Origin of the sequence: Halomonas chromatireducens, assembly GCF_001545155.1 — a bacterium.
GTDB classification, from domain to species: Bacteria; Pseudomonadota; Gammaproteobacteria; order Pseudomonadales; family Halomonadaceae; genus Halomonas; species Halomonas chromatireducens.
Map to the genome: position 1 here is coordinate 2,428,753 of NZ_CP014226.1, position 13,408 is coordinate 2,442,160.

General features: G+C 62.3%; 12 protein-coding genes. 5 read left to right on the plus strand and 7 right to left on the minus strand.

Annotated elements, in window-relative coordinates; all coding sequences use genetic code 11:
• Nucleotides 1–40 precede the first annotated feature (40 nt).
• Nucleotides 41–1,387, minus strand: coding sequence for a sodium-dependent transporter (locus tag LOKO_RS11295; protein ID WP_066449102.1), 1,347 nt, complete (start codon nucleotides 1,385–1,387; stop codon nucleotides 41–43).
• Between the two features lie 723 nt (nucleotides 1,388–2,110).
• On the opposite strand from LOKO_RS11295, the gene LOKO_RS11300 reads away from it, so the two are divergent.
• Nucleotides 2,111–2,713, plus strand: a complete 603-nt coding sequence (locus tag LOKO_RS11300; protein WP_066449104.1) for an undecaprenyl-diphosphatase — start codon at nucleotides 2,111–2,113, stop codon at nucleotides 2,711–2,713.
• 42 nt (nucleotides 2,714–2,755) lie between these two features.
• Here the strand turns inward: LOKO_RS11300 and glmS are convergent, their stop codons facing one another.
• The 5 genes from glmS to LOKO_RS11325 form a co-directional block, all read right to left on the minus strand.
• Entirely contained in the window at nucleotides 2,756–4,588 is a 1,833-nt protein-coding gene (gene glmS, locus LOKO_RS11305; protein WP_066449106.1) for a glutamine--fructose-6-phosphate transaminase (isomerizing), read from the minus strand.
• Between the two features lie 10 nt (nucleotides 4,589–4,598).
• The gene (glmU, locus tag LOKO_RS11310; protein WP_066449109.1) at nucleotides 4,599–5,966 is read right to left on the minus strand and encodes a bifunctional UDP-N-acetylglucosamine diphosphorylase/glucosamine-1-phosphate N-acetyltransferase GlmU; all 1,368 of its coding nucleotides are present in this window, start codon (nucleotides 5,964–5,966) and stop codon (nucleotides 4,599–4,601) included.
• A gap of 79 nt (nucleotides 5,967–6,045) precedes the next feature.
• Complete coding sequence (locus LOKO_RS11315; protein ID WP_066449116.1) at nucleotides 6,046–7,107, minus strand: FAD:protein FMN transferase; 1,062 nt, start codon at nucleotides 7,105–7,107, stop codon at nucleotides 6,046–6,048.
• 44 nt (nucleotides 7,108–7,151) lie between these two features.
• Nucleotides 7,152–7,949, minus strand: coding sequence for an undecaprenyl-diphosphate phosphatase (locus LOKO_RS11320; RefSeq protein ID WP_066449123.1), 798 nt, complete (start codon nucleotides 7,947–7,949; stop codon nucleotides 7,152–7,154).
• Nucleotides 7,950–8,124: 175 nt separating this feature from the next.
• Entirely contained in the window at nucleotides 8,125–8,940 is an 816-nt protein-coding gene (locus tag LOKO_RS11325; protein WP_066449125.1) for a DUF2189 domain-containing protein, read from the minus strand.
• Between the two features lie 327 nt (nucleotides 8,941–9,267).
• Between LOKO_RS11325 and LOKO_RS11330 the strand changes: the two genes are divergently transcribed.
• Genes LOKO_RS11330 through soxZ form a run of 4 tightly spaced genes read left to right on the plus strand, consistent with a single transcriptional unit; the run spans nucleotide 9,268 to nucleotide 12,871 of the window.
• Nucleotides 9,268–9,621: a c-type cytochrome gene (locus LOKO_RS11330; RefSeq protein ID WP_066449130.1), complete on the plus strand. Its 354-nt coding sequence runs from the start codon at nucleotides 9,268–9,270 to the stop codon at nucleotides 9,619–9,621.
• Between the two features lie 11 nt (nucleotides 9,622–9,632).
• Nucleotides 9,633–10,961 carry an NAD(P)/FAD-dependent oxidoreductase gene (locus tag LOKO_RS11335; RefSeq protein WP_066449133.1) on the plus strand — a complete coding sequence of 443 codons (1,329 nt, stop codon included), beginning with the start codon at nucleotides 9,633–9,635 and terminating at the stop codon, nucleotides 10,959–10,961.
• A 46-nt stretch (nucleotides 10,962–11,007) separates the two neighbouring features.
• Nucleotides 11,008–12,033: a YeeE/YedE family protein gene (locus LOKO_RS11340; protein ID WP_066449136.1), complete on the plus strand. Its 1,026-nt coding sequence runs from the start codon at nucleotides 11,008–11,010 to the stop codon at nucleotides 12,031–12,033.
• Between the two features lie 19 nt (nucleotides 12,034–12,052).
• Entirely contained in the window at nucleotides 12,053–12,871 is an 819-nt protein-coding gene (gene soxZ / locus LOKO_RS11345) for a thiosulfate oxidation carrier complex protein SoxZ (RefSeq protein WP_066449140.1), read from the plus strand.
• A gap of 101 nt (nucleotides 12,872–12,972) precedes the next feature.
• On the opposite strand, the gene LOKO_RS11350 is transcribed toward soxZ, so the two are convergent.
• The gene (locus tag LOKO_RS11350; protein WP_066449142.1) at nucleotides 12,973–13,401 is read right to left on the minus strand and encodes a universal stress protein; all 429 of its coding nucleotides are present in this window, start codon (nucleotides 13,399–13,401) and stop codon (nucleotides 12,973–12,975) included.
• Nucleotides 13,402–13,408 lie beyond the last annotated feature (7 nt).

Below are 13,408 nucleotides of genomic sequence, written 5' to 3' on the forward strand. Positions count from 1 at the left end.
GCAGTCACTCAAGCCCCGTCTGGCGGGGCTCAGGGACCTGTCACCCCAGCAAGCTGTTGACAAACACCAGGATCACGCCCAGCGGCGCAATATAGCGCGCCACCACAAACCAGAGCGTCTCGCTGCCGGCGCTCAGGTTCAACTCCGCGGCAACGCTCTTTCGATCCAGGCACCAGGCCACGAAGACGATGGCGCCAAGACCGGTCAGCGGCAGCAGGATCGTGCTGGTGAAGGTATCCAGCAGGTCGAAGACATTGAGGCCGAAGATCAGGAACTCGTCCCAGACGTTGAACGACATCAATGCCGCGATACCCAGCGCCCAGACCGCAGCGCCGCCGGCAAGCGTGGCCATCACCCGGGTCAGGGGCGATCGCTCTTCGACGAACTCCACCACCGGCTCCAGCAGTGAAATCGCAGAAGTCAGGGCGGCGAAGGTCAGCAGCAGGAAGAACATCAGCCCGAGGATCATGCCACCGGTCATGTTGCCGAAGGCCAGGGGCAGGGTGACGAAGATCAGCCCCGGCCCTTCCCCGGCGCTGAGGCCGTTGGCAAAGACGATGGGGAAGATAGCCAGCCCCGCCAGCAGTGCGATCACGGTATCGAGAATAATCACCGTACGCGCCGTGCCGAGCAGGTTGACGTCCTCACCCAGGTAGGAGCCGTAGGCCATCATGATGCCCATCCCCAACGACAGGGTGAAGAAGGCCTGACCCATGGCGGCCAAAACGATATCGCCACTCAAGGCGCCCCAGTCAGGGCGGAACATGAAGGCCAGCGCCTCACCGAAGTGCCCCGTGGTCATGCCATAGCCCACCAGCACGATCATCAATACCACCAGCGCCGGCATCAGCGTGCGCACGGCCCCTTCCAGGCCCTTGGTCACACCGCGAGCAACGATCCATATCACTAGAGCCATGAAGGCGGTATGCCAAAGCAGCAGCACGCCGGGACTACCCAGCAGCCCACCGAAGATAGCACCGACACTGTCGGCATCCTGGCCGGTGAAAGTGCCGGTCACGGAGTTGAGGGTGTAGTAGAGAGACCAGCCACCAATGACGCTGTAGAAGGAGAGGATCAGGAAGGCGGCCAAGACACCGCTGACGCCGACCAGTGCCCAGGCCCTGGTTTGACCACTGCTGGACGCCAGTTTCAGCATGGCATTGACGGGGTTGTTCTGGCCACGCCGCCCGATCATCCATTCGGCGACGAGTATCGGTAAACCAATCACCGCGACACAGGCCAGATATACCAATACGAAGGCGGCGCCGCCGCTCTCTCCCACCATGTAGGAAAACCGCCAGATATTGCCCAGCCCCACTGCAGAGCCGGCAGCGGCTAGCACGAAGGTCATCTTCGACGACCACTGTGCGTGGACGAGTTTCGACATGAATCACCTATTATTGTACATGCGAGCGTTGGATGAGGTTATTGATATGCAACAAGACAAATAACCAGTTTGAATGAGGTATTTTTGCCATTTAATCGGTAAATTTATCCGATAAATGGCCTGATGGCCAGTGATTGACCAATCCGATGCGGCTCTTCGGCAGTGATCGGGGCGAGTCGAACCTGCCATTTCCAGCGTGGCACGCCGGTGGTGAAGAGAAGGTAGGAGAGGCTGGTCATGCATGGAGGGTAGGCGCCACGGTGAGACGCCATGAATAGGTGCCGAAAGGACAAGAGAAAATAGAGTTTTCCCCCGTTTTATCCACAAGATGCATCGCTCTATTTTGAGTGTGGAATGGTGTCCGATAACCGCCTGATTGCACCAACGGGCGGTGTGATACGGAAGCTGTCCCCCGTGTAAAACGCGTGTAATGGGCCTTTCAGCGCTTCCGCCGCGCTAGTGGCACAAGCAGGTGGGGTTGAGGAGTCATGAGAACGGCGGACGAGGAGCGAGCCGTGTGGGACTACCCATCAATAGTTATCAACAGGTGCCATGACGGCACTCAAATGGCTCGCTGGGCAAAATACGGATACAGTTCAGACATATCTGCATTTTTTCTGTAACAAAAAGAAGAGGCAGCGCCGCTCGCCTGGTGGCAGCATGGCCCTTCCGCGCCGTGGGGAGCATCAACCGGAGGCGTCAGTCTGGGAACAGTGGTGAATCATGGGAAAGAATCTAAACCTTGTTCTGTTCGAGCGCATCAATGCCGCTCCGGATAGCCAACCAGAATGGCTGATGATGGCCGAGATCTGTGCGGTCTATCTGATCTGGTTCATCCCTGCACTCTTGGTAATTGGCTGGCTGCGCGGCAGCGACCGGCTCAAGCAGCCCCTCCTCGAAGCCTTTATCGCCACGATGCTCGCCCTGGCGGCCAGCTGGTTGATCGGCTATCTGTGGCCGACGCCCAGACCTTTCATGGTGCCGCTAGGGCAGCATTTTCTCGATCATTCGCCAACCCCCGCCTTCCCCAGCAACCATATGACGATCATGCTGACCATGGCCTTCAGCCTCATGCTGCACGCCAAGACCCGGCGTATTGGTCGCTACCTGCTTCTCCTGGCTCTGCCCGTGGCCTGGGCGCGAGTCTTCCTCGGCGTTCACTTCCCCCAGGACATGCTGGGCGCCACCCTGCTGGCCGCGGCCATGGCACTGCTGGTAGGAGCCAGCCGCAACTGGCTGATACTGCCCTTCTATCACCATGTGGCGAGACGACTCTATCATCTGCTTTTTGCACCGCTGATAGCCCGGGGCTGGGTACAGCGCTGAGCCCGATGCGGGCTCAGCGCCATCCCGGGGCGACTTCACGGGCTACTCGACGGTAACCGACTTGGCCAGGTTACGCGGCTGGTCGACGTCGGTGCCCTTGAGTACCGCCACGTGGTAGCTCAGCAGCTGCAGCGGAATGGTATAGAGAATCGGTGCCAGGGCATCATGCACATGGGGCAGCCTGAGCACGCGCATGCCCTCTTCCTCTTCCAGCCCCACCGCTTCGTCGGCAAAGACGAACAGCTCGCCGCCACGGGCTCGCACTTCCTGGAGATTGGACTTCAACTTGTCGAGCAGTTCGTCGTTGGGGGCCACCGAGATGACCGGCATCTCGCTATCCACCAGGGCAAGGGGCCCGTGCTTGAGCTCACCGGCGGGATAGGCCTCGGCATGGATATAGGAGATCTCCTTGAGCTTCAGGGCGCCTTCCAGTGCAATGGGGAAATGCACGCCCCGGCCAAGAAAGAGCGCATGATTCTTCTCGGCAAAGGCCATCGACAGCGTCTCGATCTCGCCATCCAGTTTCAACACCTGCGACACCAGCCGCGGCAGGCCGCGCAGCCCGGCCACCAGCTCTGCCTGGAGATCGGAGGAAAGCCCCTTGATTCGACCCAGTGCCAGGGTCAACAGCATCAGGCCGGTGAGCTGGGTGGTGAACGCCTTGGTCGAGGCCACGCCGATCTCCGGTCCGGCCTGGGTCATCAGAGTCAGATCGGATTCACGCACCAGCGAACTGCCCGGCACGTTACAGATCGCCAGGCTGCCCAGATAGCCCTGCTCGCGGGCAAAGCGCAGCGCGGCCAGGGTGTCGGCGGTCTCGCCGGACTGTGACAGCGTCACGAAGAGGGTGCCTTCGGGCACGACCACCGTCCGGTAACGATACTCGGAGGCCCCCTCGACCTGGGCGGGAATCCCGGCATAGCGCTCAAGCCAATAGCGCGCCACCATCCCGGCATGGTAGCTGGTACCACAGGCCACGATATGGATCTGCCGGACACGCGCGAACAGCGCTTCGGCTCCGGGTCCGAAACTCTCCACCAGTACCGACTTGTCGCCCAGCCGGCCTTCCAGCGCCGCGGCGATCACCGACGGCTGCTCGAAGATCTCCTTCTGCATGAAGTGGCGGTAGTCACCCTTGCTGGCGGCGCCATCGGCGTGTTCGAACGTCTGGATCTCCCGCGCGGCCGGCCGTCCGGCTTCATCGACGACCTCTACGTGGCCACCCTCGGAAAGGCGAACGACATCGCCCTCCTGCAGATAGATGAAGCGGTCGGTGACCTGCAGCAGGGCCAGCGGGTCGGACCCCAGGAAGGCCTCGTCGATACCCACCCCCACCACCAGAGGACTGCCTTTGCGCGCGCCGACGATGACGTCGGGCTCATCGGCATGTACTACAGCCAGGGCATAGGCGCCTTCCAGCCGCTTCAGCACCCGCTGAACCGATGCCAGCAGGCCGTCGCCAAGACGATACTCACGCTCCAGCAGGTGGGCCACCACTTCGGTGTCGGTCTGCGACACGAAGACATAGCCGGCGTCCTGGAGCTCGTGTCGCAGCACCTCGTGGTTCTCGATGATGCCGTTATGCACCACCGCCAGCCGATCCCCCGAGGCGTGCGGGTGTGCATTGGCCTCACTGGGCTTGCCGTGGGTGGCCCAGCGGGTGTGAGCGATGCCACAGTGACCGGGCAGCGGTTCGGCGACAAGCCGCTGTTCCAGTGCGGCTACCTTGCCCAGCGCCCGGCAGCGCTGCAGCCCCGCCGAGGCAAGCACTGCCATGCCGGCCGAGTCGTAGCCGCGATACTCCAGGCGCCGCAGCCCCTCGAGCAAGATATTCTGCACATTGCGCTGGGCAACGGCGCCAACGATTCCACACATCGCGCTCTCCTCAGTAATCCTTTGCCTTGGTGGGCCGCGGCCAGTCCGCCTTGGCGATCTGCCGGCCTCGGGAGACCGCCAGCGCATGGTCGGCCACGTCCTTGCTGATCGTCGACCCCGCCCCCACGGTGGCACCACGACCCACGCTGAGCGGGGCCACCAGGGCGGTATTGGAGCCGATGAAAGCACCATCGCCGATCTCGGTGCGATGCTTGTTGGCGCCGTCGTAATTGCAGGTGATGGTACCGGCACCGACGTTGACGTTGCGGCCCAGTCGAGCGTCTCCCACATAGCTCAGGTGGTTGATCTTGCTATCCTCGCCCACCTCGACGTTCTTGGTCTCGACGAAATTTCCCACCTTGGCACCCACCGCCAGACGCGAACCGGGGCGCAGCCGGGCGAAGGGCCCGATACGGTTGCGGCCGGCGATCACGGCCCCATCGATGACACTATGGGCCTCGATCACCGATTCGGCACCGATATGGCTGTCGCGAATCACGCAGTGGGGGCCAATGCGAACACCTTCACCGAGCTCGACCTCGCCCTCGAAGACACAGCCCACGTCGATCTCCACGTCGTGGCCGCAGGTCAGACGACCGCGCACATCGAGCCGCGCCGGATCGAGCAGGGCCACGCCCTGGAGCATCAGCTGCTCGGCGATGCGGGCCTGGTGTGCGCGCTCGAGCCGCGACATCTGCAGGCGGTTGTTGACTCCTTCCACCTCCAGCGGGTCGTCGGGCTGTGCGGTGGCGATCGCCACACCGTCGGCCGCCGCCATGGCAATGACATCGGTCAGGTAATACTCGCCCTGGGCGTTGTCGGCAGAGAGCCGCGGCAGCCAGCGGCGCAGCTGGGCGGCGGTCATGGCCATGATACCGGTATTGCATTCGCGCACCGCCAGCTCCCGCTCGCTGGCATCCTTCTGCTCGACAATTGCCACGACCTCACCAGCATCGTTGCGCAGGATGCGTCCATAGCCATTGGGATCGTCAAGGGTCACGCTAAGCAGGCCCATGCGTGACTCGGTGACCTGATCGAGCAGTGCCGACAGGGTGTCGCGACGAATCAGCGGCACGTCGCCATAAAGCACCAGTACCTTGCCCTGGCCGAGGCCATCGAGCGCTTGGGCCACCGCATGGCCAGTGCCCTTCTGCTCCGCCTGCAGCGCAAAGCGTATCGGATACTCGCCGAGTGCCTGACGCACCCGGTCCGCCCCGTGACCGACCACGACATGCGTCCGGTCTGCCTCGAGTCGACGGGCGGTATCGAGGACATGAGACACCATCGGCTTGCCAGCCAGGCGGTGCAGTACCTTGGGCAGCTGCGAGCGCATTCGCGTCCCTTGCCCGGCGGCCAGAATCACCACGTCGAGGCTCATCTTGACTCCTTTTCCTTGGTTTATTGCGTGTCACGATAGTGTAACCGCCGACAGCTTTCGGTGCCGCCCGGTTTGCCTTTCAGCGAACCTCGATTTCCAATTCATCCATCTTCGACTGGCCAAAGTGGTCAGCAAAGGCAGGCGTGGCCACGCTGGCCCATCCGTTCTCCTCACGGATCAGCATCAATACCTTGAGATCCTGGTTCCGAGCCAGCGCCAGGCCCTCTTCGTCGCCCAGTACCATCAGCGCGGTTGCCCAGGCATCCGCCCAGGCGTTGGAAGGATGCGCAACGGTGACCGATGCCAAGCGATGATCGATGGGCCGTCCGGATCGCGGATCGAGAGTATGCGAGTAGCGCCGTCCCTCCTCCTCGAAGTAGTTGCGATAGTCACCCGAGGTGGCCACCGAGATCGTCTCCAGCGGCAGGATATGCTGCGCCTCCTGGCGATCATCCAGCGGCGCCTCGATACCGATACGCCAGGGCTGGCTCTCGATATCGCGGTAGCCACGCACGATCAGGTCGCCGCCAAGGTTGACCAGATAATGTTCGATGCCCTGGCCATCCAGATAGGCCCCCACCCGATCGGTGCCATGCCCCTTGGCCACCCCACCGAGATCCACCAATACATCTCGCAGTCGCCGTGCCTGCAGGCCGTTCTCGTCAATCTCGATGCTGTCAGGCCCGACCTCGGCCAGGCGTTCGTTCAGCGTTGCTTCATCCGGTACCTGCCGGGGGCGCGCCTCGGAGCCGAAGCTCCAAAGGTTGACCAGCCCGCCGATCGTTACATCGAAGGCACCGCCGCTGGCTTCGGCCACCGATTGGCTTATTGCAAGCACCTCGATCAGTTCATCGGAGAGCGGTTGCCATTCCCCCACCGGCGACTGGTTGAAGGCCATCAGCTCCGAATCGTCTCGGTAGATCGACATGGCGGCATCCACATCCTCGAGCACCTCGACCAATCCCTCCTCGAGCCGCTGAGCCTCTCCTTGAGTCAGGGCGTCGGCGATCGTAACCTGATAGAAGGAGCCGAAAATGGCACCTTCGAGCTGCACCGGCGACTCCAGGGGGCGGTCACCTTCCGAGCAGCCCATCAACAGCAGCAGCACCGCAGAGGCAAGAAGGGGGGAAAGTCGGCTCATGATGATGAAGCTCTCCTCGAGAACAGCTGTGTTTCGCCTTGCGGCTACCAGAAGATCCATAGCAGCCAGAGGCCCAGAATGACGCGATAGACCACAAAGGGCTGCATACCGATCCGTTTGATGAACGCCAGAAAGTAATGAATACAGACATAGGCGCTGATACCGGATATTACCGCTCCCACCAGCAAAGCAGAAACCGCAATGGGTTCGGGATCCTGGATCAGTCCGAATATCTCGAGACCACCGGCCAGCACGATAACCGGAATCGACATCAGAAAGGAGAAACGTGCCGCACCCTCCCGGCTCATTCCCAGCAGCAGGGCTGCGGTAATGGTGATACCCGAGCGCGAGGTGCCGGGAATCAGCGCCAGCGCCTGGGCCCCGCCTATCAGGAGTGCATCCTTCAGTGTGAGTTGGTACTCACTTCGCCCCGCACGGCGCTTCCAGTCAGCATAACCCAACAGGAGACCGAAGCCGATCAGGCTCATGCCGATCACCAGCGGGGAACGCATCACGGTTTCGATGGGGGTCTTGAAAATCAGGGCGGCAAGCCCGACGGGGAAGGTAGCCAGCATCACCCAGCCTGCCAGGCGCCCATCCGCATCCATGCCACGGCCGCGAGCGTAGCTCATCAGGCTCTGGCCCATACGTAACAGATCATGGCGGAAATAGCCCACCACCGCCGCCAGGCTACCGATGTGCAGGGCCACATCGAAGGCCAGCCCCTGATCCTCCCACTGGGTCAGCACGGGTACCAGCACCAGGTGGGCGGAGCTGGAGATCGGCAGGAACTCGGTCAATCCCTGAACGAGGGCAAGTATCGCAACCTGAAGCCAATCCATATGGCAGTCTCCTGACTGGAGCGTCGTCAGCAACATCTCGGCAGTCCGAATTGGCCGGTTTGACAAACAAGATTACGCGAAATGCACTGAAAGGTCAGGTGAGAAAGGATAAGCCGGGGAACGGCGACTGTAGCGAACAAGGCAGGAGGGTAACACCCTCCTGCCCAAGTGCTGATCAGCTGGCAACCTTCTCCACGGGTTCACAACGTACCAGGTCCTCATAGGCATGCCAGCTGGCGTGCCCCAGAACCGGCAGGATCAGGGCCAAGCCGATATAGAAGGTCAGCACCCCGACCAGCACGCAGCCGGTCAGTATCGCGGCCCACAGCAGCATAGGGCGAAAGTTTCTTGCCACTGAGCGCACACTCGCCTCGATGCCTTCCATGAAGGTCAATTCCTGATCCATCAACGTGGGGATAGCGACCACGCTGATGCTAAAGGCACCGAAAGCCAGCACGGCGCCCACGCCCGTACCAACCAGGATCAAGCCCAGCCCTTGCGGTGTGGTCAGCAGCGATGCATAGAGCGCCGCGGGTCCGGGCGCCTCGAAGCCATAGAACAGCGCGAAGAGCAAGGTGGCCAGACGAATCCAGGCGAGAAAGAAGATCATCATCATCACACCCATCATCGCCAGTTGGCCGGCGTGGGGCCGCCAGGCGCTGAAGGCGTCACCCAGATGGGGAGTGCGATTGGCCTCGATTGCCCGGCTGATACCATAGGATCCCACCGCCACCAGCGGTCCGAGGAACATGAAGCCGGCGGCCATAGGCAGCAACCAGTGCCACAGATCGAGCATCACGGCACCCAGGGTCACGGCGATACTCAGCCCGACCCAGAACATGCCATAGGCAAGACTTACCGCCGTGGCCTGGCGAAAATCCTCAAAGCCGGCGGCCAGCCAGGCCCTGGGCCTGTCCATGCCAATCGGGTTGATGGTGATCTTCACCGTGGGCACCGATGCCTGCCCCGTGGATCTTGTTGTTGCATTCATAGTCATACCCCGTCTGGTCGCCAAGTCATGTGACGAAAGAGCGCGCCGTTCCGGTTGGGTGACCGGGAGGCGTCTTGTTGTCTTGCTACAGCATTAATGTAGTTGACCTGGCACAAGAGTGCGCCTCGCGACAATCAACGTAAAGCCCCATTTTGTCGAATAAAGCTCCCGACTTTTACAGCAATCACAAAAAGGCATAAGATCCTAGCCCTGTCGTTCATGGGGGCATAACGGAATGCCAAAGCGTTCCTTCTGATGGCGTCCGGCCCACAGTAATATGCTCGTTTGGCACGACTTCCGACAAGAACTCCGATCAGGAGCCTGACGATGAAACGGGTTTTCTCTATTGCGTCCTTGCCACTGGTGAGCCTGCTGTTGGTAGGCCTCCCCCTGACCGCCCAGGCCGAAGAGACATTCTCCGACGCCCAGCTCGAGGTGATGGCCGGCGGTTGCGCCAGCTGCCATGGCACCGATGGCCGACTGGCGAGCAGCGTACCATCGATTGCCGGACGTCCCGCCGAGGTCCTGACCTCACGGCTGCTCGACTTCAAGCACGAGCAAGTCGATGAGGTCACGGTAATGGACCGGATCGCCAAGGGTTTCACGGATGCCGAGCTTGAGGCTCTCGCTCGACACTTTGCCGCCATCGATTTGGAAACCGATAACGAGCTGGAAGAATGAGGGGGCGCGACATGAATCATCGCCACAACCGTAGCGGCCTGACCCGCCGTCAGCTGATCAAGGGTATCGGTGCCGCATCCCTGCTGCCACTGATGGGCAGCGCTCCCTTCGCCATCGGCGGGCAGAACGCCGGGCGCGTCCTGGTAGTCGGCGGGGGCTTCGGCGGCGCCACGGCCGCCAAGTATCTCAAGCGGGCCAACCCGGCCATCGAAGTGATCCTGATAGAACCGAACGAAACCTTCTATACCTGCCCGTTCAGCAACCTGCATCTGGGCGGGCTGCGGCAGATGGACGCCATCGCCCATGGCTACGCGGAGCTGGAAGACCGTTACGGTGTGCGCGTGATCCATGCCACGGCCGAGGACGTGGACGCCGACGCCCACCAGGTCACCCTTTCGACCGGACGCAAGCTCGACTACGATCGCCTCGTCCTCTCCCCCGGCATCGACATGCGCTGGAATGCCCTGGAAGGCTACGACGAGGAGGCCGCCGAGAAAGCCCCCCACGCCTGGAAAGCCGGCACCCAGACCGAGCTGCTGCGCAGTCAGCTCGAGGCCATGGACGATGGCGGCACCTTTGTCATGGTGGCGCCGGCCAACCCCTTCCGCTGCCCGCCCGGCCCCTATGAACGTGCCAGTCTGGTGGCCAACTATCTGGCACAGTACAAGCCGAAGTCAAAGGTACTGATCCTCGACGCCAAGGATAACTTCTCCAAGCAGGGGCTGTTCACCGCCGGCTGGGAGCGACTCTACGGCGACCGCATCGAGTGGGTGGGGCTATCGAATGACGGCCGGGTAACCCGGGTCGATGCCGACAGGCTCGAGGTCGAGACCGAGTTCGGCACCGTGCATCGCGCCGATGTACTCAATGTGATCCCGCCGCAGAAAGCCGGCTGGATCGCCGAGCGTGCCGGAGTCACCGACGACTCCGGCTGGGTGCCGGTAAAGGCCGAGACCTTCGAGTCGCGCCAGGTCGCTGACATTTATGTGGTTGGCGATGCCACGGTGGCGGCGCCGATGCCCAAGTCGGGTTTCTGTGCCAACGGCCAGGCCAAGGTCGTGGCAGCTGCCATTGCCGCGTCCCTGGAGTCGCGCCCGGCACCTGAGGCCTACTGGACCAATACCTGCTACAGCCTGGTGGGGCCGGAGTACGGCATCTCGGTGGCCGGTGTCTACCGGGTACAGGATGGGGTGATCGCTGAAGTGGAGGGTGCCGGTGGCCTGAGCCCGGCCGATGCTTCCGACGCCACCCGCGCCCTGGAAGCAGAGTATGCCGTGGGATGGTACAACGCCATCTGCCAGGACACCTGGGGCACTCCCCTCGGAGGCAGGGCTACCTGAGCGTGACCGGACACCTGTTCGTCATTGGGACAAGGATACTCTTTGCATGAGCCATACCGAACTGGTCGTCTGGTCAGCTGTGCTGATCGGCCTGTGTTTTGGTGCGGCTGGCCAGGCCACCGGATTCTGCCTGATGCGTGGCTTGGCCAATAGCTGGACTCTCGGCGACACTCGCAAGCTGCGCAGTTACGTCCTGGCCATGGCGGTGGCGCTGCTGGGCAGCCAGGCGTTGGTTGCTGCCGGCCTGGTATCACTGGGAGCGTCCCACTATGCCAGCCCGGCCCCCTCCTGGCTGGCCATTCCCCTGGGCGGCGTCCTGTTCGGCTATGGCATGACCCTGGCCAACGGCTGCGGGGCCCGGGCACTGGTACTGCTGGGCAGCGGCAACCTGCGCAGCTTCGTCGTCCTGACATGCCTGGGCCTGGCCGCCTACATGGCGCTCTCCGGCGTCCTGGCACCGCTGCGGATCTGGCTGGAAAGCATGACTACACTGGCCCTCCCCGCCCGTGACCTGCCAGAAGCCATCGGTGTCCCGGCCTGGCTCACGGCACTGGTGCTTGGCGGCATCCTGCTGGCCTGGGTGCTCTCCAGTGCAACGTTTCGCGCCTCGCCCCGGGACTGGCTGGGCGGCCTCATCATCGGCCTGCTGGTCCCGGCGGGCTGGTACGCAACCGGCGTTCTCGGTCATGACGACTTCGAACCCGTACGTCTGGCGAGCCTGACCTTCATCGCCCCCATCGGTGAATCGCTGCAGTACCTGATGCTGTCCACTGGCACCCGGCTCGGTTTCGGCGTCAGCGTTGTGGGTGGCGTGATTGTCGGCGCCCTGGCCATGGCACTGCTGCGGCGCGACTTTACGCTGCGTGCTTTCGACGGGCCCGGACACATGCTGCGCAGCATGACGGGCGGCGCCTTGATGGGCATCGGTGGTGTCATGGCACTGGGCTGCTCCATCGGCCAGGGCCTGTCCGGGCTGTCGACGCTGGCTTTGACCGCCTTTGCCGCCCTGGCAGGTATTGTTGCCGGTGCGCGACTGGGGATCGTCGGTCCTCTGGCACTGTCCAAGAATTGATCGCTTATCGGAGAAAGTCATGCGCCCTGCCCGCCCCACTCATCATGACGCTGCTCGCCGTAGACTGTTGCGCGGTATGGTCGCAGCCATTGCCGCTATCGGCCTGGCCACGCCCGCCCTGGCAGAGGGCCCTTGGCAGCGCCTGGACGCCGCTCGCAGCGTACTGGGTGATGCCGAGCCAAACACCCAGGGGCTGGTACTCGACCTGCCCCATGTCTCGGAAGATGGCGCCTCGGTTGCGCTCACGGTCGGTTTCGACGGTGAGCTCGCTGACGATGACTACATATCACGCATCGACCTCTTCGCGACGGCCAATCCCTCGCCCGAGATCGCCACCTTCCATCTCACGCCCCTGAGCGGCAAACCCGAGATATCCACCCGAGTCAGACTCAACGAAACCCAGCAGGTGATCGCCATCGCCACCAGCCATCAGGGCGAGCGCTTCGCGACGGCGCGGGAGGTCCGCATCACCGTCAGCGGCTGTCTGATGCGCAATGGCGGCGACCAACCCGAGCCGCTGTCCAACCCTCGGGTGAGCGTTCCCTCCAGTTTCACCGCGGGCCAGCCCGAGGCGGTGCGTACGCTGATCAACCACCCCATGGAGACCGGCTTGCGTGAGGGCGCCGACGGCGAGGTCGTGCCACGGCATATCATCGAACGTTTCACCGTGAGCCTGAATGGTGAGACCGCCTTCGAGGCCGAACTGCACCAGTCGATTTCCGCCAGTCCCTACCTGCTGTTCTATCTCAGCCCCGATGAGAGCGGTGAAGCGCTCTTCGAATGGCAGGACGATACCGGAAATTCCGCCACCCACGAAGCATCTATACAGGCCGGCTGACCGCCAGAGACAAACGAGTCCAGCCTCCAGAATCCAGAACGCCCCGGCCGATGTTTCGCGGCCGGAGCGTTCCCTTTTGCTGCTTACCGATTCCTCGATGCTCAACGCACGATCATCACCGATACCTTCGAGTGATGCACCACATGCTCGGCATTGGGACCGAGTACATAGTCGGCAAACTTGCGTTTGTTGTGGGACGCCATGACGATCAGGTCCACCTCGAGTTTCTTTGCAGTCTTGACGATGGCCTCCCAGGGAGAACCATCGATGATCACCGACTGCACCTTGATATCTTCCGGCACGTGCTCCTGGATGAACGTATGCTGCGCATCCGAAATGGCCTCATGCGCTTTCTTGGCGAAGTCCTTGGGGAAATAGGAGCCAACCAGAGGCATGCGGTAGTCAGGCAGCACCGTCACTACATGCAGCGATGCCCCGAAAGTCCGACATAGTGTGACCGCCGTTGGCAAGGCTTTGACCCAGGAACTCTCCTCGTTGAGGTCCACCGACAACAATATCTTGCTGTACATGATCATC